We start from the raw sequence: 21,053 nt of genomic DNA, 5'->3' as shown, positions 1-21,053 counted from the left end.
CCCGCCTCTTAGCCAGAGGGGGCCGGATTGCCACCCCCTTCGCCCCGGGTCTAAGCCGGGGCCCGCGATGCAAACCCTGGACGACGCCTGGATCTGGCTGCGGGACACGGCCTGGCCGTTCTGGCTGGACCGCGGCGTGGACTGGGACCGGGGCGGCTTCCACGAGTGCCTGGAGATGGGCACGGCCCGCTGCCCCGCAGATTTCCGGCGGCTGCGGGTGGTGACGCGGCAGGTTTTCGCCTTCTCCGCCGCGCACGGGGCCGGGCTGCCGCGGGCCGGCGAGGCGGTGGAGACCGGGATCGGCTTCCTGCGCCGGGCGCGGGGGGAGGATGGCGGCTACCCCTGGCGCTACGGGCTGGACGGGGCGGTGCTGGACGGGCGGCGGGACCTGTACGACCACGCTTTCGTCCTGCTGGCGCTCTCCAGCGCCGCCCGGGTCCTACCGGCAGAGCCGCTTCGGCAGGAGGCGCTGACGCTTCTGAACTTCCTTGACCAGAAGCTGGCGCACCCGGCCGGCGGCTACGCGGAGGGTCTGCCCGCCACCCTGCCGCGCCGGCAAAACCCGCACATGCACCTGCTGGAAGCCTGCCTCGCCGCCTTCGAGGTCTTCAGCGAGGCGGTGTTCCTCGATCGCGCCACGGCCCTGGCCCGCCTCTTCAAGGACCGGCTGCTGGACCCCGCGACCGGCGCCCTGCCCGAGTACTTCGATGACGGCCTCCGCCCGGTGCTGGAGGGCGGCCGCTTCGCCTGGGAACCCGGCCACCACGCCGAATGGGCCTGGCTGCTGGGCTGGCTTGAGCGCCTCGGCGGCCCGCCAGGGGATGGCGCGCGCCTCCTCGCCCACCTCGACGCGAAGGGCCTGCGCCACGGTGCGGCGGTGGACGCGGTGTGGAGCGACGGTGCGGTGAAGGAGGCGGGTTTCCGCCTCTGGCCGCAGACGGAGCGGCTGAAGGCCGAGGCGCTGCGAACCGACCGCACCCCGGCGCGGCAGGCCGAAGCCCTTGCTGCCCTGGCCCGGCACGTCGCCGGCGCCCCACCCGGCCTGTGGTTCGAGCGGCTGGGTCCCTCCGGCCAACCCCTGGACGAGCCCGCCCCGGCCAGCAGCCTCTACCACCTCACCGCCGGCATCCTTGTGGCGCGGGGGGCGGGCGGGCTGCCCCAAGGGGCTCTGCCCCCTGGACCCCCGCCAAGGGCCTGAGGCCCTTGGATCCCCTTCTGGCTGCCGCCTCGCCGTCCTGAGACGGTGTCTCCTCGTGAGGGGCTTCTTCCTGCCGCTGCAGTCGCCTCGGGTCCTCGACCCGAGGCGCACCGTCAACAGGGTGAAACCAACTTCTAGAAGAAGATGATGGTGAGGGGTCCGGGGAGAGGAAGAATTCCTTCTTCCTCTCCCTGGCCACGGACCGACAGCCCAGGACTGCCCCAAGGCCCCGCCGATCCCCGGCATTTCCGCCCCGCGCCGATCTGCTCTATGCAGCCGCGCCCGTCAGGAGGGGTGGGATGATCGATTTCGGCGGCCGGCGCATCCTCTGCCTCGGCGACGTCATGCTGGACCGGTTCCACTACGGCCGGGTGGAGCGCATCTCGCCGGAGGCGCCGGTGCCTGTGGTGCGGATGGGCGACAGCCGCGCCATGCTCGGCGGCGCGGGCAACGTGGCGCGCAACATCGCCTCTCTCGGCGGGGCGGCGGTGCTGGTGGGCGTGGCGGGGGGGGACGCGGCGGGGCGGGAGCTGGCGGCGCTGATCGCCGGCACGCCGGGGCTGGAGGACGCCCTGGTCCCCTCCTCCACCCGCCCCACCAGCGCCAAGACCCGCATCATCGCCGGCCACCAGCACGTGGTGCGGCTGGACGAGGAGGTGACGGCCCCGATCGAGGCGGCCGACATCGCCGCCATCCGCGGCCGGGTGGACGCCCTGCTGCCGGGCTGCCACGCCCTCGTTCTCTCCGACTACGCCAAGGGCGTGCTGGGGGAGGAGGTGGTGCGCCACGCCATCGACACGGCGCGCGGCCTCGGTCTGCCAGTGCTGGTGGACCCCAAGCGGCACGATTTCGGCTTCTACGCCGGCGCCACCGTGCTGACCCCCAACCTGAAGGAGCTGCGCGCCGCCGCCGGCCGCGCGCTGGAGACGGAGGGCGAGATCGCCGAGGCCGCCCGCGCCCTGCTCGGCCCCGCGGGGGCCGGCGCGATCCTCGTCACCCGTTCCGAGAAGGGGATGCTGCTGGTGGAGGCCGATGGCGGCGTCCACTCCGTTCCCGCCCACGCGAAGGAGGTCTTCGACGTCTCCGGCGCCGGCGACACGGTGATCGCCGTCGCCGCCCTGGCGGTGGCCGCCGGCCAGCCCCTGCCGCGCGCCATGCGGATCGCCAACGCCGCTGCCGGCGTCGTCGTCGGCAAGCTCGGCACCGCGACGCTGGACGTGGCGGAGCTGACCGCCGCGCTGGAGGCGGAGGAGAGCGAGAACACCGACATCGCCGGCAAGATCGCCGCCTCCCCCGACGGCGCCGTCCCCGTGCTGGACAACTGGCGCCGGCGCGGCCTGACGATCGGCTTCACCAATGGCTGCTTCGATATTCTCCACCGCGGCCATGTCACCATGCTCCAGGCCTGCCGCGCCGCCTGCGACCGGCTGGTGGTGGCCGTGAACACGGATGACAGCGTGCGCCGCCTGAAGGGCCCCACCCGCCCGGTGAACGGGCTGGAGGACAGGCTGGCCGTGATCGCCGCCCTGCAATCCGTGGACCTCGTGCTCGCCTTCGGCGAGGACACGCCGCTGGAACTCATCACCCGCCTGCAGCCGGACGTGCTGTTCAAGGGCGCCGACTACCGGGAGGACCAGGTGGTGGGCGCCGATGTGGTGCGCGCGCGCGGCGGGCGGGTGGCGCTGATCGACCTCGTGCCCGGGCGGTCCACGACGCGGATCATCGAGCGGAGCCGGGCGGGGTAGTGCTTGTGGCCCCAGGGGGAGAGAAGGAATTCTCTCCCCCTGGACCTCCACTCATCTTTTTCTATCCGTTGGTCCCGGCGGACCTGTCCCGCGCCGAGGGTCGATAACCCTCGGCGAACCGCAAGTTCCGCATTTCGCGGCAGCCTCTCAGAAGAAGATGAGGGGTGGGATCCAAGGGAGGGGAGAAGTCCTTCTCCCCTCCCTTGGCCCGCCCGCGATCACCTCGCGAAGTCCCGCGGCCGCAGCCCGGCGTGGAAGTAGGTGATCATCGAGTAGATGTCGTAGACCGGCCGCCCGGTCGCGCGCTGCACGGCGGCGGCGTAGGGCGGCATGTTCGTGCACTCCAGCACGATGGCCCCGACATCCGGGTGGCGGGCGACGAGGCGCTCGGCGGCCTCCACCACGTCCCTCTCCGCCAGGTCCACGTCCATGTCGTCCTTCTCGGCTTTGATGAGGACACGGAAGAACTCGCGGCCGCTCTCCGTGCCCTCCATCGGGATGTCGAGGGGCACGCCCACGGCCTCCAGGTGCCTCGGCGTCAGGCTGCCGCCGGAGACGGTGACGAGGCCGACGCGCTGGCCGGGCGGCAACATCGCCTGCACCCAGGGCACCTGCATGAGGCTGGAGGTGGCGACGGGAACGCCGACGGCCGCCGCGATCTCGCGCTGGAACAGGGAGAGGAAGCCGCAATTGGTGGTGATGGCCTCGGCGCCCTGGGAGACGAGGTCGCGCGCGGCCTCGATGAAGTCGTCCATCAGGCCGGCGGCGCCGTTCAGCACCACCTTCTCCGGGCTGGCGCCGCGGACGAGGCGGTAGAGCACGGGGAAGGGCCAGGTGGTGCCGTTGCCCATGTCCCCGTAGATCCGAGGGAAGCGCGCCTCTAGCATGAGGATGCCCAGCGGCACGCCGTAGAGCGCCTTGCCGCCCTTCGCGACGCCGCGGCGGGGGGATGGGGCGGGAATGGCGGTCATGGGCGGCCTACCGGAAGCGGGTGGGGGAGAAGGGCGCGATGTCGATCTCCGGCGCCTGGCCGGAGAGGAGCTGGGACACGATACGCCCGGTGCGCGGCCCCGCCACCAGCCCGACATGGCCGTGACCGAAGGCGTGGATCACGTCGGCGCAGCGTGAGGAGGGTGCGAGGACCGGCATCCCGTCCGGCGTGCTCGGGCGGTTGCCCAGCCACATGCTGACGCGGTCGGCCGGAAAGGGATCGGGCAGGCCGGGGAACGAGCGCAGCAGGTGGTCGCGCAGGATCTCCGCGCGCTTCCAGTTCGGGGGCGCGTCCAGCGCCGCGATCTCCACCTGCCCGGCGGCGCGCAGCCCGTCCGCCATCGGGTTCACCACCATCTTCGCCGCACCGAGACTGATGGAATGGCGCGGCCCCGCATTCGCCCCGCGCAGCATCACGTGGTAGCCGCGCTCCGTCTGCAGCGGCACGCGATCCCCCGCCTGCGCCGCCAGCGGCGCGGAGCGGATGCCGCAGGCGATCACCGCCGCGTCGCATTCCAGCACCGTGCCGTCCGAGAGCGCGACGCCCCGCAGCACGCGCCCTTCCAGCCGCAGCCCTGTGGCCGCCACCTTCCGCAGCGCCGCCCCCTGCGCCTGCGCATGCGCCACCAGCGCCGCGACGTAGCGCCCCGGAGAGAGGCACCGCCCCGCCTCCTCCACCAGCACCGCGAAGGTGTAGGCCGGGTCCAGGTCCGGCTCGATCTCCCGCAGCGCCTCGCCCTCGATCTCCCGCCACGCGATCCCGACCTGCCGCCGGATGCGCCAGCCCATCGCTTCCGCCTCGAATCCCGCGCGGGAATGCCAGGCGTTCATCAGCCCCCGGTGCTCGATCAGCTCCGGCACCCCCGCCTCGCCCGCCAGGTGCGTGTGCAGCACGGCGCTGTCCTTCAGCAGGGGCCGCAGCGCCCGCGCGATCCGCAGCAGTTTCTCCTCGGTCGATCCCGCGGCCAGGTAGCGCAGCAGCCACGGCAGGGCGCGCGGCAGATACCCCCACCGCACCGCCAGCGGCCCCAGCGGATCGGACAGGAAACCCGGCACCTTCCTCCACAGCCCCGGCGCGCTCGGCGGCAGCACGGAGTGGGAGGAGAGCCACCCCGCGTTGCCGAAGCTCGCCGCCTGCTCGCCGCCCGGCGTGCCCGGCTCCAGGATCGTCACGCGGTGGCCGGCGCGGAGCAGCTCGATGGCGCTCGCCGCGCCCTCGACGCCCGCACCGATCACCGCGACGTGGCGTGTCATGGGTTCCGGTCCTCTTCCTGCGGTGGCGGTCTGTCCCGGGGAGAGGAAGAAGGAATTCTTCCTCTCCCCGGACCCCTCACCATCATCTTCTTTTTCAAGTTGGTCTTACCCGGTTGACGGTGCGCCTCGGCTCGTCGAGCCGAGGCGACTGCAAAAGCAGAACCGGGCGGATCACGCCGCAACCCCGTGTCAGGACGACGTGGCGGCAGCCAGATGCAGGTCCAGGAGCCTCAGGCTCCTGGCGGGGGTCCAGGGGGCGGAGCCCCTTGGCCTCACCCCTCCCGCGCGATCCGCCGGCAATGCTCCAGCGACGCCTCGATCAGGTTGTCGCTGGCTTCCGGCGTGCGGAAGGCGGAGTGGGCCGCCAGCGTCGCGTTCTCCACCTTTGAGAGGAAGTGCCCGGCGGGCAGTGGCTCCTCGGCGTAAACGTCCAGGCCGATATGGCGGAGCGCGCCGCTCTCCACCGCGGCGGCCAGGGCGGCCTCGTCCGTGATGGCGCCGCGGGCGGTGTTGATGAAGATGGCGCCGGGGCGGATCTTCGCGATGCGCTCGGCCGAGAGGAAGCCGCGCGTCTCGTCGCTCAGCAGCAGGTGCAGGGAGACGACGTGGCTCTCGGCCAGCAGGGTGTCGAGGTCGGTGAAGGTCACGCCCTCGGCCTCGCGCGGGGTTCGGTTCCAGGCCAGGACCTTCATGCCGGCGCCGCGGCACAGGCGTGCCATCTCCGCCCCGATGCCGCCGTAGCCGATGAGGCCGACGGTCTTGCCCGTCAGCTCCATGCCGTCCGTGCGGTCCCAGCGGCCGGCGCGGATGCCGCGGTCCATGTAGGCCAGGCCCTTGGCGGCGGCCCACATCAGGGCGAAGGACATCTCCGCCACCGCGGTGTCGCCGTAGCCGCGGATGAGGTGGAGCTGGATGCCGCACTCGGCCTCCAGCTCCTCCGGGTTCATGTAGCTGCGCGCGCCGGTGCCGAGGAAGACCACGTGCTTCAGTCCGGCGCACCGCTTGGCGATGGCGGTCGGGAAGTTGGTGTGGTCGATGATGGCGATCTCGGCGCCGTCCAGCACGCCGGGCAGCTCGTCCGGCGTCACGTCGGGGTTGCGGTGGATCGCCACGGGAATGTCCCCCGGCCGGTGGAGCCGTTCCATCACATCGGCCAGGGCGCCCCCGGCATCGACGAAGCAGGCGCGCATGGCGGATCCTTTCCTTGGGGGGTCCCGGCGGCGGGACGGGGAAGCTCTATACACCTCGTGCGACGGGTCAATCCGGCCCCGGCAGGCGGCGGGGCCGCTGCTCCGCCGCCTGCCGGGGGGTGGGGGCCGGATCCGCGGGCCCGGAACCGGGCGGCCGCGCCCGCCGGGGGCTGGAACCGGCACGACGATCCTGCCGCTTCCCGGGGGAATGAGGGTCCCGTGCCCCCAAGGGGGCGAGAGGGCCTAGGGCGCCGCCCCCGTTCCCGTGTATCCTGCCGCCAACCGAACGAGGAGCGGGGCCGCAACGGCCCCCGTCGTCCGGATTGGGGAACCGCTTGCCGTCGCCGCATCCCGCCGCACCCGTGGCGGACACCCTGCCGCCGCTGCCCCCGCCGGACCGCGCGCGCCGGCCGCTCGACGTGCTGGCTTTCTGGGGCGTGCTGGCGGTCTTCGGGGTCTCCTACCTCGGCTGGGGCCTGGCCGCTCTGGCGATCCGGGCGGTGCTGCCGGCCGGGCGGGGGGGCGGCTTCGGCCGCCGCGCCATCGCGCGGGGCTTCCGGATGCTGCTGCGGCTGATGGAGCGGTCGGGCCTCGCGCATTTCGACCTCGCGGAGCTCGACCGCCTGCGCGGCGCGCGCGGCGTCGTCCTCGTGCCCAACCACCTGTCCATGATCGACGTGATGCTCGTCGTCTCCCGCGTGCCGGACACGGTGTGCATCATGAAGGCGGGGCTGGAGCGGAACCCGATGCTCGGCGGCGGGCGGCTGGGGGGCTACCTCCCGAATTCCGGCGGCCTCTCCGTGATCCGGCGCGCGACGGAGGCGCTGCGCGGCGGCGCCAACCTGCTGGTCTTCCCGGAGGGCACGCGTGGCCGGGACGGGCGGCTGGGACCCTTCCACCCGGGCTTCGCCCTCATCGCCCGCCGCGCCGGGGCGCCGGTGCAGCCCGTGCTGATCGAGAGCAACACGCGCTACCTCGGCAAGGAGTGGCCCTTCTGGCGCCGCCCGGCCTTCCCGCTGCGCTACCGCGTGCGGCTTGGGGAAAGGGTGACGGTGACCGGCGGGGCGGAGGCCTTCGCGGAGGGGCTGCGCCGGGGAATGGCCGCCCGGCTGGGAACCGCGCTGCGTTGAGCTCCCGCCTTTGAACCGCACGCACCTCGTCGTCATCCCCAGCTTCGACACCGGCCCGCGCCTGGCGGAGACCGTGGCGGCCGCGCGCGCGGCCTGGCCGGTGGTGTGGGTGGTGGTGGACGGCAGCACGGACGGCTCGGCCGAGCCGCTGCGGGCCATCCGGGACCCGGGCTTCCGCCTGATCGAGCGGCCGCGCAACGGCGGCAAGGGCGCGGCCATCCGCGACGCGCTGGAGGCCGCCTCGGCCGAGGGCTTCACCCATGCGCTGACGGTGGACGCCGACGGCCAGCACCCCGCCGACCGCATCCCCGACTTCATGGCCGAGAGCGCGGCCCACCCGGAGGCGATGATCCTCGGCCGCCCGGTCTTCGGGCCGGAGGCGCCGCGGTTGCGCGTGCGGGGCCGCCGCGTCTCCAACTGGTGGGCGGGGCTGGAGACGCTGTGGTGCAGCCGCGGCGGGGAGGCGATCGCGGACAGCCTCTGCGGCTTCCGCGTCTACCCCATCGCGCCGCTGCTGCGCATCATGCGCCGCACCCCCTTCATGCGCCGCTACGATTTCGACGCCGAGGCGGTGGTGCGCCTGGCCTGGCGCGGCGTGCCCGTGCGGAACCTGATCGCCGAGGTGCGCTACTTCACCCCCGAGCAGGGCGGCGTCTCCCACTTCCGCTACGGGCGGGACAACCTGCTGCTGACGGGGATGCACACGCGGCTGGTCTTCGGCTTCCTGGCCCGGCTGCCTCTCCTCGCCGCCCGGCGGCTGCGCCGGAAGACGGGGTGGAGGGGAGGGGGCTGATGGCCGCTGGCCGCGACGCCACATGGCGGGCGATGCCCGTCCGTCCGTCCCGCCGCGCCCTCCTCGCCCTGCCGCTGGCCCTCTGCGCCGGGGGCTGCACTCCCCAAATCATCCCCGCCGGCCCGGCGCTGGCCGACCCCGCCCTGGCCGGGGAAGCGCTGGTCATGGCGGACGGTGCGCGGCTGCCGATGCGCGCCTGGCTGCCGGAAGCGCCGCCCCGCGCCGTCCTCCTCTGCCTGCACGGCTTCAACGACAGCCGGAACTTCATGACGGAACCGGCCCCGGCCCTGAACAAGGCCGGCCTTGCCGTCTACGCCTACGACCAGCGCGGCTTCGGGGGCGCGCCGCACCGTGGCGTCTGGCCCGGCGCCGAGACCCTGGCCGAGGACGCCGCCGCCGCTGCCCGCCTGCTGCGGGCCCGGCACCCCGGCATCCCCGTCTTCCTCCTCGGCGAGAGCATGGGCGGTGCCGTGCTGCTGCTGGCCGCCACCCGCCCCGTCCCGCCCGCGGCCGACGGCTACGTGCTGCTCGCCCCCGCCGTCTGGGGCCGGGTGACGATGCCCGGGATCATGGTCGGGCTGCTCGACCTCCTCGCCCACACCGTGCCGCGCGTCGCCGTCTCCTCCGGCGTGCCGGGGATCGTGCCCACGGACAACATGGACGCCCTGCGCCGCATGGCCCGCGACCCCCTGACCATCCGGGAAACCCGCGTGGACACCACCAAGGGGCTGGTGGATCTGATGGACGAGGCCTTGGCCGCCGCGCCACGCCTCGGGCCGGGCACGCCCCCCGTCCTCCTCGTCTACGGCGCCCGGGACCAGCTCGTGCCGCCGGTGGCCACCCGCGCGCTGCTGGAACGCTTCTCCCCCGGCGCCCCGGTGCGGATCGCCTACTACAGCGGCATCCACCACATGCCCCTGCGGGACCTGCAGGCGCCGACCGTGATCGGGGACGTGCTGGCCTGGATGGACCGGCCATCCGGCCCCCTGCCCTCGGGCGCGGACGGGGTGGGGACGGCCTGGGCGCGGCAGGTGGCGGGGTAGCGCGGGCGGCCCCAGGGGGAGAGAAAGAATTCTCTCCCCCTGGACCCCCTCTCATCTTCTTCTAGGGGGCTGCCGCGGAAGGCTGCGTTGGAGGTGCGCCTGAGGTCGATGACCTCAGGCGACGGACGCGGCGGCCCGGTCCGACACGGCGTTGAAAAGCCTTCGGCACCGCCCTTTGATCACTGCGTCCGCGGCAGCCCGATCGCGGGTCCGGGGTGGCCGTTGCCACCCCGGCGGGGTTCCAGGGGCAGCGCCCCTGGAGGCCACCGGCACCCACCCGCCGCAACGAAGCCGCGACCGTAACACCGCCGCCCGTTCCGCCCCGGGTCGTTCCGCCCTATTTTGGCCGTGCCATGGCCCTCACCCTCGCCGACCTGCTCGCCCCGATGGACCCGCAGCGGTTCTTCGCGGAGTTCCACGACAAGCAGCCGCTCCACATTCGGGGCGGGGCCGCGAAGTTCGCGGGCGTGCTGTCCTGGTCCGGGATCGACCGGCTGCTGAACCAGACGCACAACTGGTCCGCCCAGTCCCTGAAGCTGCAGATGGACGGGCAGCCCGTGCCGCCCGAGGCCTACTGCGTCCGCGCTACCAACCGCGACAACGCGCCCGTCATGCAGCCGGATTCGCGCCGGCTGCGGGAATGGGTGGGGCGCGGGGCCTCCGTGGTGATGAACGACGTGGACAGCCTCACCCCCGGCCTCGCCTCGGTGAGCGAGGCGTTGGAGGAGGCGGGGCTCGGGCGCGCCCAGGCGAATGTCTACATCTCCTTCCAGGCCCACAAGGCCTTCCCCACCCACTTCGACACGCACGACGTCTGGGCGGTGCAGGTGGAGGGGGAGAAGACCTGGAATATCTGGTCCGGGCGGGCGGAGTACCCGATCCCGCACCCGGCCTTCCGCGGCCTTGGGCAGGCGCATCACGAGCGGGCGCGGGGCACCATCCGGGAGAAGGTGCTGCTGAAAGCGGGCGACCTGCTCTACCTGCCGCGCGGCTGGTACCACGACGCGCTGGCGGAGGGGCCGTCCTCCGTCCACGTCGCCTACGGCGTGCACGCCCCGATCGGGGTGGATCTGGCGAACATGCTGGCCGAGCGCGCCATCCAGGACCCGATGTTCCGCGCGCCCCTGCCGCGGCAGGACGGCACGGCGGCGGCGGGGTTCGCGCTGACCACCCGCGCCGCGCAGCTCGGGCAGCGGATGGCGGAGCTGGCGCGGGACCCGGCGGTGCTGCAGGTGCTGGCGCGCCACGTGGCGGAGGCGCGCTACCACCGGGGCGGCGTGGACCTGCTCGGCTTCCGCGGCCTGGCGCCGGCGGCGGAGGCTCCCTCGGGCGGCGTTTCCGAGGGGCCCGGCTTCCGCGTGCTGGCGCCGGGGGCAAAGCCCGTGCGGCGCGGCGCGGAATGGGTGCTGAAGACGCCAACCGCCACCCTGCCCCTCACCCCGCCAGAGGCCGAGGCGGCCGGCTGGCTCCTCGCCCGGCGGGAGGTGGACGCGGCGGCGCTGCAGGCCGCCCACCCGTCCGTGGACGCCCCTGCCCTCCTCAACCGCCTGACCGACGCCGGAGCGCTCGCCGCCGCATGATTCCCTTCCGCGCCGCTGTAGCGATGCTGGTCCTCTCGGCCGGCACTGCCCTTGCCCAGACCTCACCCTCCCCGGCCCCGCGCAGCCAGCCCCAGCGCCCGCAGCCGCCCTTCAACTGCATCGGGGCGGAGGAGCTGGAGGACGACGTCTTCGCGGTGCCCTTCGCCGCCGGGCGCGACCGGCTGACGGACGCCGCGCGCGCCTCCCTCTCCGCCGCGGTGGAGCTGCTGAAGCGGGACACGGACCGCAACGCCTGCATCCTCGGCCATGCCCGGAGCGAGGGCGGGCAGCAGACGAGCGTGCAGCTCGCGGCCCGCCGCGCCCGCGCGGTAAAGGACGCACTGCGCGCCGCCGGCCTGCCCGAAGCCCGCCTGCGGTCCGAGGCGCGGGTGGCCGGCTTCAGCCGCAGCACCGGCAACACGGTGGCGCGGAGCGTTTCCATCGTCGTGATGCCCGCCGCCGCACCCCGGCCGGAGCGCGTGCCACCCGCCCCCGCCGGTACCGAGCCGCCGCGCGAGACCACCCCGCCGCCGCCCCGCCCCCCGGCCGAGCCGCCGGCGCGGGAGAGCACGCCGCCCCCGCCGCGCCCGCCCGTGGAAGCGCCGGCACGGGAGACCACCCCGCCGCCCGCCCCTTCTCCAGCCGCCCCCGCGCCGCGCGAGACGACGCCGCCCCCGGCCCGACCACCTGCGGAGCCGCCGGCCCGCGAGACCACGCCCCCGCCCGCCGCACCGCCCGCCGAGGCGCCGCCGCGCGAGACCACCCCGCCCCCGGCGCGCCCGCCCGCGGAGACCCCCCCGGCGGAGGGCGCGCGACCGGCTCCGGATGCATCCCCGGCCAGTGGCGCCAGGCCCGATTAGGTCGCCCTGTGCCCGGCGCATGGCAGCTCAGCCCTTTCAGGCCCCAGCTGCATGCTTGGCCTGCCGCGTCGGGGGGCATAGGCTCCTGGGGATGACGTCCTTCCGAGAACTGCGCGGGCGCCGAATGCGCCGAATTACCCGCCCGGTCGCCTGACCGGCGCGCGGGCCAGGGAATGCCCTGGCCCAAGGACGCGCGGGCGGGCGGCCGGGCCAGCTGCCCCCGCCCCTTTCGGAAGAGATCCGTTCCCATGTTCGATGCCGTTCCCGGTGCCCTCCTGGCGCCCGTTTCTGCCCCTGTTGAAGAGGGCGAACGCGTCCTCGCCATGCGCTACCTGCTGCGCGCGGAGCCCTCGCCGGGCCTGCTGCCGCGCCTCCTCCAGCCGCTCGCCAAACGCGACCTGACGCCGGACCGCCTCCGCGCCTGCCGGGAAGGCGCGGCCATGCGGGTGGAGATCTCCGTCACCCTGCCGGAAGGCATGGTTCACTTGGTGGCCGGCAATCTCCGCTCCGTGGTGGGGGTGGTGCGGCTGGAGGTCGAGCAGGGGCGGGTGGCGGGCTGAGGCGTCCGGGCGGCCCCAGGGGAGGGGAGAAGAAATTCTCCCCTCCCCTGGAACCCCACCCCTCATCGTCTTCTGATCGGCTGCCGCGGAAGGAGGCGCGGGACAGGCCTGCCAGGGCTGACCCCACAACAGGACGTCTGCCGCGCCGCCCTTCAATCATCGTATCCGCGGCAGCCAGATGGGAGATCCGGGAACCACAGGTTCCCGGCGGGGGTCTAGGGGGCGGAGCCCCTTGGGGCCACTTGCCCGCCTCAACCCGAGGCGAGCTCCGATAGGCACCCTGCCTCGGTGCGGGTCTCCGTGCCGGAGGCGCGGGCGGCGGCCCAGGCGACGCGGGGCGTGCTGGATTCCCGGTAGAGCACAACGTCCAGCGCGCAGTGTGTGCCCTGGTAGAGCCAGATCTCCGCCTCCCCTTCCGGCCTGCGCCGCGTGGGCTGGCCGAGGGCGGCGACCACCCCTTCCCGGGTCTGGCCGAGCAGGGCGGCGACGCCGGAGGGCGCGCCGCGACGGGCGGCGGGGGCGGCCCGGGGCGGCGGAGCGGTGTCGAGGCCGGCCAGGTTGGCGCGGTGGCTCTCCAGCACCTGTTGCAGTGCCTCGCTCGCGGCGCGATCCGGCCCGGGCGGGGCGCAGCCCGCGAGCAGGAGCAGAAGGAGGGGCGCGCGGAGGCCGGGCAGGGCGGTCATCGCCTGGATCGTGCCGGAGGGAGAGGAGGACCGGCTTTCCCGGGAAGCGGCGGCCGGGCCGCCGGGAGAGGGGCGCGCGGAGGCGCCCCTCCGGAGGTCAGGCGCGCGGCGGGGCGGCGGGGGCGCCGGCCGGCTGGGCCGGGGCCCCCGCCGGAGCGGAGGCCTGGGCGTCCGTCAGCATCTCCATGCGGCCGGAGAGCTGGCCGCCCTCCTCCACGGAGAGGCGGCGGGAACGGGCCACGCCGAGCACCCGGCCGGTGGAGCGGATGACGAGCGAGCCGCGGGCGGTGATGGTGCCGTCGAACACGCCGGCGATCTCCGCGTCCTCGACCTGGACCTCGCCCTTGAAGACGCCGGACGGGGTGATCTGCAGTTCGGAGGCCTGGATCATCTGGCTCTCCACCGTGCCGTCCACCACCAGGCGCTCCGCGTCCGCCACGGTGCCCTGGAGGGAGATGCCCTTGCCGACGACGAGGGTGCGGCGCTCGGCCGCGGCCGGGCGGCCCGCCGGGCGCGGCGGCATCGTCACGCCGGGGGCGGTGGGCGCACCCGCGGGGGCGCTCGGGGCGGTCGGCTTGGGCGGCAGGCTCATGGCGGGGTCCTTGGAGGCTTGGCCCGGGGTGGGGCGGTAGGGGGGCATGGCCAGGTCGGGATCGCGCGAAACGGGCACGGTCGCGGGCTCGGCCTCGGAGGGCCCCTGGTCGGCGGGGCGGCGACGGAAAATTCCGGACATGGCAGTTCCCCCTGGCGAAGGCGTCACGGCACGGCGCGGCCCCGGATGGTCCGGAGCCCGGGACCCCTCACGGCTCCCGGCCTGGCGGGAACCCCCCGGCCCCGTGCCTGCGGGGATGGGCTATCACGGGCGGGAGGGCGCGGACAACGCCCCGCGGCCCGGATCGTTCGGGGCCGGGCGGTTTTTTGCGCGGCCGCCGGGCGCCGGGCGCCGCTTTTCCGCCACGCCGCCGTGGTCTTCGCCCGCATGGTCATGACAGGGCTGCGCTGGTATGGCCGCCGGCATCGGCGACCGCTTCGGGCGCGGCCCCATGGGGGCGATGAGAGGATCGAGGGCATGGCGGACCGGCAGGCGCTGGACATCCTGGGCATCGGCAACGCCATCGTGGACGTGGTGGCCTCCGCCACCGATGCCACGCTGGCGGAGTGGGGGATGGCCAAGGGCGGCATGGCCCTGGTGGACACGGACCGCGCCACGGCCATCCACGCGGCGGTGGGAGAGGGCGTGCAGACCGGCGGAGGCTCCGCCGCCAACACCTGCGCCGCCGCCGCCGCCCTCGGGGCCAAGGTGGGCTACCTCGGCAAGGTGGCGGACGACGCGCCGGGCGCGGCCTTCGCCGAGGACCTGAAGAAGCTCGGCATCCACTTCCCGACGAAGCCGCTGAAGGGCGGCGCCCCGACGGCGCGCTGCCTCATCCTCGTCACCCCCGACGGGCAGCGGACGATGAACACCTATCTCGGCGCCTGCGTGGCCTTCGGGGAGGAGGATGTGGACCAGGGGGCGGTGGAATCCGCCGCCGTGACCTACCTGGAGGGCTACCTCTACGACCCGCCGGCGGCCCAGGCCGCCTTCCGCCGCGCGGCCGCGATCGCGCACGGGGCGGGGCGGCAGGTGGCAATCACCCTCTCCGACAGCTTCTGCGTCGGCCGCCACCGGCAGGCCTTCCTCGACTTCATCGCGCGGGACGCGGACATCGTCTTCGCCAACGAGGACGAGGCGCTGTCCCTCTTCGGGGTGGTGGACGCGGAGGCGGCGACCCGGGCCTTCGCGGCCACGGGAAAGCTCGTTGCGCTGACCCGCAGCGAGAAGGGCAGCCGCATCATCAGCCCGAAGCACGGGGTGGTCGAGGTGCCGGCCGTGCCCACCACGCTGATCGATTCCACCGGCGCCGGCGATGCCTACGCCGCCGGCTTCCTGGCCGCCCATGCCCGCGGCCTGCCCCTGGCCGAGTGCGGCCGCTGGGGGGGCGTGGCGGCGGCCGAGGTGATCTCCCACTTCGGCGCCCGGCCGCAGGCGGACCTGCGCCGCCTCGTCGGGGCCTGAGCCGGCGGGCTTGCGGGATGCGATCCAGCGGTTAGATGCAACGAATGGTTCCGCCCCTCGCAATGCCCGCCCTGACCGCCACCAGCGCCATGGGCGTGGGGGTGGAGGCGACGCGCGCGGCCCTGCACGCGCGGCGCGGGGGCCTCGCGCCCTGCGACCTGCCGGGCATGCCGCCGGGCATCTGGATCGGGCGCGTGCCCGGGCTGGAGGAGGTGGCGCTGCCGGCGGAGCTGGCGCGCTACGACTGCCGCAACAACCGCTTGGCGGAGCTGGCCCTGTGCCAGGACGGCTTCGACGCGGCCGTGCGGGAGGCCGCCGCTCGCTTCGGGGCGCACCGCGTGGCCGTGGTGCTGGGCACCAGCACCGCCGGCATCGCGGAGACCGAGGCCGCCTACGCCCGCCGCGCCGAGGACGGCACGCTGCCCGAGGGCTTCGACTTCGCCCACACCCACGACCTGCACGCCCTGCCCCGCTACGTCCGCGCCCGGCTGGGCCTGCGCGGCCCGGCCGTCTCCATCTCCACCGCCTGCACCTCCGGCGCGCGCAGCTTCGTGGAGGCCGGCGCGCTGATCGCGGCCGGCATCTGCGACGCGGCGGTGGCCGGCGGCGTGGACACGCTCTGCCGGATGACGCTGCACGGCTTCAACGCGCTGGAACTGCTGAGCAAGGCCGCCTGCCGCCCCTGCGCGGAGGACCGGGACGGCATCTCGATCGGCGAGGCGGCGGGCTTCGCCCTGCTGATGCGGGCGGAGGACGCGCCCGCCGGCAGCCCCCTCCTCCTCGGCGCCGGGGCGAGCGCGGACGGGCACCACATGTCCTCCCCCCACCCCGAGGGCCTCGGCGCCGTGGCCGCCATGCGCGCCGCGCTGGAGGCCGCCGGCGGCGGGCCGGTGGACTACATCAACCTCCACGGCACGGGCACGCGCGCCAACGACGCGATGGAGGGCGTGGCGGTCCGCACCCTGTTCGGGAACGCCGTGCCCTGCTCCTCCACCAAGGGCTGGACGGGCCACACCCTCGGCGCCTCCGGCGCGCTGGAGGCGGTGATCGCGGCGATCTGCGTGGCGGATGGGCTGGTGCCGGGCTGCCTCGGCGTGGAGGCGGGCGATCCGGCCTTCGGGGTGGACGTGGCGACCGAGAACCGCGCCGCCCCCGTGCGGCGGGTGCTCAGCAACTCCTTCGGCTTCGGCGGCAGCAACTGCGCCCTCGTCATCGGGCGGGCGTGACGGCTTGCGCGGCGTGATCCGGGCGGAGGCCCGTTCTGACCTGGTGGTTCGGGTGGCCCCAGGGGGAGATGAGGGTGGACACCGGTATCTGCAATTCCGGGACTATGCGGGACCAGCGGGGACTATGCGGGATGGACGCCCGGAAATCCGACGTTTTCGGGCCGTCTTCCCCGTCTGGAGTGCCGGACTTCGATTTCTGCAATTGCGGGCCCGAAGCGCCAATCTGACATCGGACCCTGCAATCCCACTGAGCTGGCTAAGGGGCCGCTTAGCGGGCCTTTAAGGCTCCGTGGCTCTCAGGGACGCCTGTTGACGGCCGGCAAGCCGGGCCTCGCCCGTCGAGGCTCTAGAACGACGTCGGTCAGCTCCGGATGGTTCATCCGAGTATCACCGATTGTGCCCACGATATCATAATCGCAATTGGGTTGATTGGCACTGAAACCCGAGCAGTTCTGAACTACCTCTCGAACGGCATCGATAGCCGCACCACTAAAGCGGACGAATGCGGTCCCGCCTTGCAGCTTAAGCTGTGCGGTTCTGGCTTCAGCCCCTATCAGCGTCCCACCTATTACCCGTGCTCGTGTGCCAACCAACGACTTATATTGGAGCATGAGATCGAGCCCCGAAATTGATCTAGGTGAGGCAGCTGCATCTGTCTCAGTGAGAAGTCGGTACCGACCACCTTCACCTCTGCGAAGCTCCCGCCCGTCCTCAAGAGTTATTACATCGCCAACACGGAAGAGGATTTGTCCGTTGGCGTCGAGCGTCACGGTGACGCCTTCGACGGCTCGACCCAGCCTCGGCGCGTCTGCCGGGACCTGCGAGAGGGCATGGTTCGCGTGGCCGCAGAGAAGGCCCAAGGCCAGAAAAGAGGCGAGTTTCACTAGCTTTTCTCCAAGGGAGGGTGTCATCCCGCGGCCCTGACCCGAATCTTTCCGCCCGACCACACAACCTCTCCAACAACGTCGAGCTGGTCCTTCCGCGGATCAACAGTTTCTTCCCCATAAAGGGGATTGTCGGAGATTATCTTAATCGTTCCATTGAACATGAGCTGCAGGCGCTTGACGAGCAACTGCTCGGCAAGCCGAATTACATACACTGAGCTGAAGCGGATAGTCAGAACCGACACATCGATCATCAAGATATCGCCGCTCTCGATCGTGGGTGCCATGGAATCACCCAAAGCCTCAAGAAGAGCCATGTGTTTCGGTTGGCGACCTAACACGCGCCGGATGTATTCCTCCGTGACGGTAATCTGCTCGATTACCCGATCGGTCGGGTTGATTGCACCAGATCCGGCGCTGGCGTGAGCCTCGTAGCGGGGGATGGAAACATACCCTGGTGGGGCACGGCTCGCCTCAAGAGTTGCGGGCGGCAGTAGGACTTCGCTTCTGCCATTCCGCGGGCCGTTGCCGGTAAGGAGCCACTCAATGCTCACCGAGGTTGCTTCCGCCAGGCGTGCCACGTTCGACGCGCGCATGTCACGTCCGGCGACATAGTTGTCGATGGTCCCCACGGGCACGCCGGATTTGGCCGCGACCGCACGATTCCCTCCGGCCTCCCGGACGGCCTGCCGGAGCCGCTCCGCCCGATCAGCGACTTCCCGGCTCACGTCGCGAACCGGGAACTCCCGTTTGGAGGTCTCCATCGCCTTCCCACTTCGGTTTTGCTGTTCCACATCAACCACTTGGGGCGAAAACCTCCGAACGGGCGCCGAAATCGAAGTGGGAATGTCCATTTGGCTTGCGCTTGAACCCCACTTGTGGCGTTATGACGTGACTAGACACGTTCCCTCACTGACCGGGCACCCGGTCAGGGGTGCGCTGTCAGGTGGAGGTCACGGATGGCGGCGAACGAGGCCGAGGGTTGGCACCTGGAGCAGATCAAGGCGGCGCTGCGTCAGCGTTTCGGCTCGCTGCGCGCCCTCTCTCTCCAGTGGAAGCTGAACCGCTCGGCCATCAGCAACACGCTAACCGACCCGACCTACTCGGTCCGGCTGGAGAAGCGGATCGCCAAGGCGCTCGACCAACACCCCAACACACTCTGGCCCGACCGCTGGACGCCCAAGGGCGAATCGCGGCCGCGCGCCGTCATCGCCGGGAAACGTAACCGCGCCCCGGCCCACCCGCATCGTCAAAAGCGCGAGGCCGCATGAACAACGCCCAGCTCACCACGCCGGCGAAGGTGATCCCGCTCGACCTGATCGAGGTCGGGCCCCGCCTCCGGAAGGTAGACCCGGCCTGGGTCACCACGATCGCCGAAAGTTTCCAGGAGCGGGGGCAGGACACCCCGATCCTTGTCCGCCCGGCCGACGTGGACGGCCGCTTCCGCTTGGTCGCAGGTGGTCACCGCGTGCCGGCTGCCCGCGAGGCTGGCTGGAAGACGATCGAAGCCAAGGAGTTCCTCGGCAACGACCTCGAAGCCGAGCTGGCCGAGATCGACGAGAACCTCATCCGCCGCGAGCTGTCGGAGCTGGACCGCGCAGCCTTCCTCGCCCGGCGGAAAGAGGTGTGGGAGGAGCTGCACCCCGAGACGAAGCACGGCGGGAAGCGGCGCGGCGATCAAGTTGGCAAATCTGACGACTTGAAAGTCGGCCGCTTCACGGCCTCGGCCGCAGCCACCCTCGGCGCCTCCGAAGCGTCCATCCAGCGGGCCCTGCGCCGGTATCGCGAGCTGGAGCCCGCGGTTCGTGCTCGGCTCTCCACCACCCGCTTCGCCCACAACGGTGCCACGCTGGACACGCTGACGAAGCTGGGTCCGCGCGACCAGGCCGCCGTGGTGGACCTGCTGCTGGATCCGGCCAAGGGCCTGAAGAGCGTGGGCGAGGCGATCCGCGCCTACCGCAAGACGCCGGATCCGGACTTGGCGCAGGTCCAGCTCGACAAGCTGCGCCGGACCTGGGACCGCTGCGGGAACGCCCAAGCGCGCCGCCAATTCATCGAGTACCTGGGCAACCAGGGCGCGCTCACGGCGCCGCGGAAGACGGCGGCATGAGCGCGGCCGGGATCATCCGGGGGAGCCTCAGCCCCGAAGAGTTTGCCGCGATCATCGAGAGCAAAGGTCCTCTCGATGCCTGCGCCGTCTTCGCCGGGGCAGTTATGGGTGCTGCGGACAGCGCGCAGCACGCGATGGTCCTAGGCACAGACCGCGCCGCCATTCTGGACGCGCTCCTCTATCTAATCGACACCTGGGGCTCGGCCCTCGACCGGACTATCGCTTCGCAGGCTGCCTCCCCGAGGACGCTGCAGTGAGCGCGCCGGAGGCCCTGTCCGGCATGCGGAGGGGGGAGTGGACCTTCGACCGGATCGCCCTCGCGGAGACCGGCTGGACCCGCGGCGACAGCCCCCACGCCATCCTGAAGGCCGTCAACGAGCTGCCCGGGCGCCCGATCGCCAGCCCCATGGCCGTGCGGACCAAGGCGAGCGTCATGGGCTGGGGAGCACAGCCAGACCTTGGCCGCGGCCCGGCGCCGATCCTCTGGACGGAGGAGCGCCTCGCGCTGGCGAAGGAGAAGTGGGAGGCCGGCGTGGCGCCCCTCCTCATCACGGCGGACCTGAACCGCCTGCCCGGCATGCGGTTCTACCATCACGGTCGCGTCGTCTCAGAGGCGTACCGCCAGGGCTGGACGCGGCTCAGCGAGGCAGCGCCGGCGGTTCTGCCATCCGAGCCGGTCATCGTGCCCGCCGAGCTGCCAGCGGCCGATGCCGGCGAACCCTGCACCTTCTGCGGAGCACCCACCGGCACTGAAGCCGTCCACGACGACAACGGCGAGGCTGCCTGCGCGCCGTGCGGCGCGGCCGAGATCGAGGCGCAACAGGCCGAGGGCTTCCTGCCCCCGCCAGCCCCGCCGCCGGTCGTCAATTGCATCACCGGCGATCGCGCCGAGGCCGAGGCCCTGCTCCGCAAGGGCATGTCCGGCCGCGCGGTGGCCGAGGACCTGGGCCTGCCGCTGGGCGATGTCGCGCGGTGGGTCGGAGAGCTTCGCGAGAGAGGAGAGGTTCCATGATGACCAGCACCGATCGCCGCATGGCCCGTGCCATGGCGGAGCTGAACACTGCGGCGGGCGCCGCCCTTGCCGCTCGCGCGGTCGAGGAAAGTGCTGCCGACGCCGAGGCGGGGACGGTGGAGCAAGTCCAGGCGCGCTCCGCGGCCCGCGTGCTGCGGACCTTGTCGGCGCACGGCATCAGCCGTGCCGGCCGCATCGTGGACAGGAAGCTGGGCTGATGCCGCGCTACCTGCCCTCTCAGCCCCGCCAGCCCGCCCCGCGTGAACCGTGGGCGGTGCAGGCGGTGGATGCCACGCTGACCGTCCTGATCGGGTTGCTGCTCGGTTGGGTCGCCGGGGGCTTTAGCCTTGGCGCCGGCGTGGACCTGACGATCCTGCTGCCGGAGATCGGACTGTGATCCCCGCCCTGCGCCGGGCGCGGGAAGAGGGGACGAGGCTCGCTACCGGCGCTGGCGCTGCGAGCGCGCCCCCGGTGGACCTTACCTTCCAGGGGGAGGCGAAAGGCGCCGTCGCGATCGTCGAGGCGTGGATCGTGCTGAACGGCCTGCGGGCGCTCGTCTCGTCCCTGGAGGAGCAGATCCTCGACGCGGAGGTGAAGAACCGGGGCTCTCGCGCCTGGTTCGCTGAGATGGGGAGCAAGGCCAAGGCCGCCCGGGAGACGTCCGCGGCGAAGGCGCGCGAGCTGCAGGACCAGGTCGTGGCCTGGGAGAAGGCCTACCGTCCCGAGAGGTGGCGCTGAC

Annotated in this window: 24 protein-coding genes; 17 read left to right on the top strand and 7 right to left on the bottom strand. The window is 72.9% G+C overall.

What is annotated here, in order from left to right; genetic code table 11:
* Nucleotides 1–67: 67 nt before the first annotated feature.
* The gene (locus VQH23_RS07670) at nucleotides 68–1,198 is read left to right on the top strand and encodes an AGE family epimerase/isomerase (RefSeq protein ID WP_338665044.1); all 1,131 of its coding nucleotides are present in this window, start codon (nucleotides 68–70) and stop codon (nucleotides 1,196–1,198) included.
* Nucleotides 1,199–1,497: 299 nt separating this feature from the next.
* Nucleotides 1,498–2,943 (top strand): D-glycero-beta-D-manno-heptose-7-phosphate kinase, encoded by a 1,446-nt coding sequence (gene rfaE1, locus VQH23_RS07665; protein WP_338665043.1) that lies wholly within the window; start codon nucleotides 1,498–1,500, stop codon nucleotides 2,941–2,943.
* Between the two features lie 218 nt (nucleotides 2,944–3,161).
* Here the strand turns inward: rfaE1 and VQH23_RS07660 are convergent, their stop codons facing one another.
* The 3 genes from VQH23_RS07660 to VQH23_RS07650 all read right to left on the bottom strand — a co-directional run bounded on the left by VQH23_RS07660 (nucleotide 3,162) and on the right by VQH23_RS07650 (nucleotide 6,377).
* Complete coding sequence (locus VQH23_RS07660; protein ID WP_338665042.1) at nucleotides 3,162–3,914, bottom strand: aspartate/glutamate racemase family protein; 753 nt, start codon at nucleotides 3,912–3,914, stop codon at nucleotides 3,162–3,164.
* A gap of 7 nt (nucleotides 3,915–3,921) precedes the next feature.
* Nucleotides 3,922–5,187 (bottom strand): FAD-binding oxidoreductase, encoded by a 1,266-nt coding sequence (locus VQH23_RS07655; RefSeq protein ID WP_338665041.1) that lies wholly within the window; start codon nucleotides 5,185–5,187, stop codon nucleotides 3,922–3,924.
* A 272-nt stretch (nucleotides 5,188–5,459) separates the two neighbouring features.
* On the bottom strand, nucleotides 5,460–6,377 hold the full coding sequence (locus VQH23_RS07650) for an NAD(P)-dependent oxidoreductase (protein ID WP_338665040.1): 918 nt from the start codon (nucleotides 6,375–6,377) through the stop codon (nucleotides 5,460–5,462).
* 362 nt (nucleotides 6,378–6,739) lie between these two features.
* Between VQH23_RS07650 and VQH23_RS07645 the strand changes: the two genes are divergently transcribed.
* The 6 genes from VQH23_RS07645 to VQH23_RS07620 all read left to right on the top strand — a co-directional run bounded on the left by VQH23_RS07645 (nucleotide 6,740) and on the right by VQH23_RS07620 (nucleotide 12,343).
* On the top strand, nucleotides 6,740–7,507 hold the full coding sequence (locus VQH23_RS07645; RefSeq protein WP_338665039.1) for a lysophospholipid acyltransferase family protein: 768 nt from the start codon (nucleotides 6,740–6,742) through the stop codon (nucleotides 7,505–7,507).
* 10 nt (nucleotides 7,508–7,517) lie between these two features.
* Nucleotides 7,518–8,300, top strand: coding sequence for a glycosyltransferase family 2 protein (locus VQH23_RS07640; RefSeq protein ID WP_338665038.1), 783 nt, complete (start codon nucleotides 7,518–7,520; stop codon nucleotides 8,298–8,300).
* Nucleotides 8,300–9,343, top strand: coding sequence for an alpha/beta fold hydrolase (locus VQH23_RS07635; protein ID WP_338665037.1), 1,044 nt, complete (start codon nucleotides 8,300–8,302; stop codon nucleotides 9,341–9,343). The genes VQH23_RS07640 and VQH23_RS07635 overlap by 1 nt, the downstream gene beginning before the upstream one ends.
* A gap of 353 nt (nucleotides 9,344–9,696) precedes the next feature.
* Entirely contained in the window at nucleotides 9,697–10,923 is a 1,227-nt protein-coding gene (locus VQH23_RS07630; RefSeq protein WP_338665036.1) for a JmjC domain-containing protein, read from the top strand.
* On the top strand, nucleotides 10,920–11,783 hold the full coding sequence (locus VQH23_RS07625; protein WP_338665035.1) for an OmpA family protein: 864 nt from the start codon (nucleotides 10,920–10,922) through the stop codon (nucleotides 11,781–11,783). Before VQH23_RS07630 ends, VQH23_RS07625 begins: the two co-directional genes overlap by 4 nt.
* 248 nt (nucleotides 11,784–12,031) lie before the next feature.
* The gene (locus VQH23_RS07620; protein WP_338665034.1) at nucleotides 12,032–12,343 is read left to right on the top strand and encodes a hypothetical protein; all 312 of its coding nucleotides are present in this window, start codon (nucleotides 12,032–12,034) and stop codon (nucleotides 12,341–12,343) included.
* A gap of 251 nt (nucleotides 12,344–12,594) precedes the next feature.
* Here the strand turns inward: VQH23_RS07620 and VQH23_RS07615 are convergent, their stop codons facing one another.
* Together VQH23_RS07615 and VQH23_RS07610 are read right to left on the bottom strand one after the other, a co-directional pair.
* A complete protein-coding gene (locus VQH23_RS07615) occupies nucleotides 12,595–13,026 on the bottom strand; it encodes a hypothetical protein (protein ID WP_338665033.1) in 432 nt (143 codons plus the stop codon).
* Between the two features lie 97 nt (nucleotides 13,027–13,123).
* A complete protein-coding gene (locus tag VQH23_RS07610; protein ID WP_338665032.1) occupies nucleotides 13,124–13,759 on the bottom strand; it encodes a polymer-forming cytoskeletal protein in 636 nt (211 codons plus the stop codon).
* A gap of 336 nt (nucleotides 13,760–14,095) precedes the next feature.
* Between VQH23_RS07610 and VQH23_RS07605 the strand changes: the two genes are divergently transcribed.
* The gene (locus tag VQH23_RS07605) at nucleotides 14,096–15,082 is read left to right on the top strand and encodes an adenosine kinase (RefSeq protein ID WP_338665031.1); all 987 of its coding nucleotides are present in this window, start codon (nucleotides 14,096–14,098) and stop codon (nucleotides 15,080–15,082) included.
* A 44-nt stretch (nucleotides 15,083–15,126) separates the two neighbouring features.
* Nucleotides 15,127–16,308 (top strand): beta-ketoacyl-ACP synthase, encoded by a 1,182-nt coding sequence (locus tag VQH23_RS07600; protein ID WP_338665030.1) that lies wholly within the window; start codon nucleotides 15,127–15,129, stop codon nucleotides 16,306–16,308.
* Between the two features lie 296 nt (nucleotides 16,309–16,604).
* On the opposite strand, the gene VQH23_RS07595 is transcribed toward VQH23_RS07600, so the two are convergent.
* Nucleotides 16,605–17,219 (bottom strand): hypothetical protein, encoded by a 615-nt coding sequence (locus VQH23_RS07595; protein WP_338665029.1) that lies wholly within the window; start codon nucleotides 17,217–17,219, stop codon nucleotides 16,605–16,607.
* Nucleotides 17,216–18,046, bottom strand: coding sequence for a S24 family peptidase (locus VQH23_RS07590; protein WP_338665028.1), 831 nt, complete (start codon nucleotides 18,044–18,046; stop codon nucleotides 17,216–17,218). The genes VQH23_RS07595 and VQH23_RS07590 overlap by 4 nt, the downstream gene beginning before the upstream one ends.
* A 105-nt stretch (nucleotides 18,047–18,151) precedes the next feature.
* Between VQH23_RS07590 and VQH23_RS07585 the strand changes: the two genes are divergently transcribed.
* Genes VQH23_RS07585 through VQH23_RS07555 form a run of 7 tightly spaced genes read left to right on the top strand, consistent with a single transcriptional unit; the run spans nucleotide 18,152 to nucleotide 21,052 of the window.
* The gene (locus VQH23_RS07585) at nucleotides 18,152–18,463 is read left to right on the top strand and encodes a helix-turn-helix domain-containing protein (RefSeq protein ID WP_338665027.1); all 312 of its coding nucleotides are present in this window, start codon (nucleotides 18,152–18,154) and stop codon (nucleotides 18,461–18,463) included.
* Nucleotides 18,460–19,302, top strand: coding sequence for a ParB N-terminal domain-containing protein (locus VQH23_RS07580; protein ID WP_338665026.1), 843 nt, complete (start codon nucleotides 18,460–18,462; stop codon nucleotides 19,300–19,302). Before VQH23_RS07585 ends, VQH23_RS07580 begins: the two co-directional genes overlap by 4 nt.
* Nucleotides 19,299–19,559 (top strand): hypothetical protein, encoded by a 261-nt coding sequence (locus VQH23_RS07575; protein ID WP_338665025.1) that lies wholly within the window; start codon nucleotides 19,299–19,301, stop codon nucleotides 19,557–19,559. The genes VQH23_RS07580 and VQH23_RS07575 overlap by 4 nt, the downstream gene beginning before the upstream one ends.
* A complete protein-coding gene (locus tag VQH23_RS07570; RefSeq protein WP_338665024.1) occupies nucleotides 19,556–20,314 on the top strand; it encodes a hypothetical protein in 759 nt (252 codons plus the stop codon). Before VQH23_RS07575 ends, VQH23_RS07570 begins: the two co-directional genes overlap by 4 nt.
* Nucleotides 20,311–20,532 (top strand): hypothetical protein, encoded by a 222-nt coding sequence (locus VQH23_RS07565; protein WP_338665023.1) that lies wholly within the window; start codon nucleotides 20,311–20,313, stop codon nucleotides 20,530–20,532. Before VQH23_RS07570 ends, VQH23_RS07565 begins: the two co-directional genes overlap by 4 nt.
* Nucleotides 20,532–20,711: a hypothetical protein gene (locus VQH23_RS07560; RefSeq protein WP_338665022.1), complete on the top strand. Its 180-nt coding sequence runs from the start codon at nucleotides 20,532–20,534 to the stop codon at nucleotides 20,709–20,711. The genes VQH23_RS07565 and VQH23_RS07560 overlap by 1 nt, the downstream gene beginning before the upstream one ends.
* A complete protein-coding gene (locus tag VQH23_RS07555) occupies nucleotides 20,708–21,052 on the top strand; it encodes a hypothetical protein (protein ID WP_338665021.1) in 345 nt (114 codons plus the stop codon). The genes VQH23_RS07560 and VQH23_RS07555 overlap by 4 nt, the downstream gene beginning before the upstream one ends.
* The last annotated feature ends 1 nt before the right edge of the window (nucleotide 21,053 follow it).

Source organism: Pararoseomonas sp. SCSIO 73927 (assembly GCF_037040815.1).
Taxonomy (GTDB): domain Bacteria; phylum Pseudomonadota; class Alphaproteobacteria; order Acetobacterales; family Acetobacteraceae; genus Roseomonas.
The sequence above is the reverse complement of the archived record's forward strand: the minus strand, read 5'-3'. Positions and strand labels throughout refer to the sequence as shown.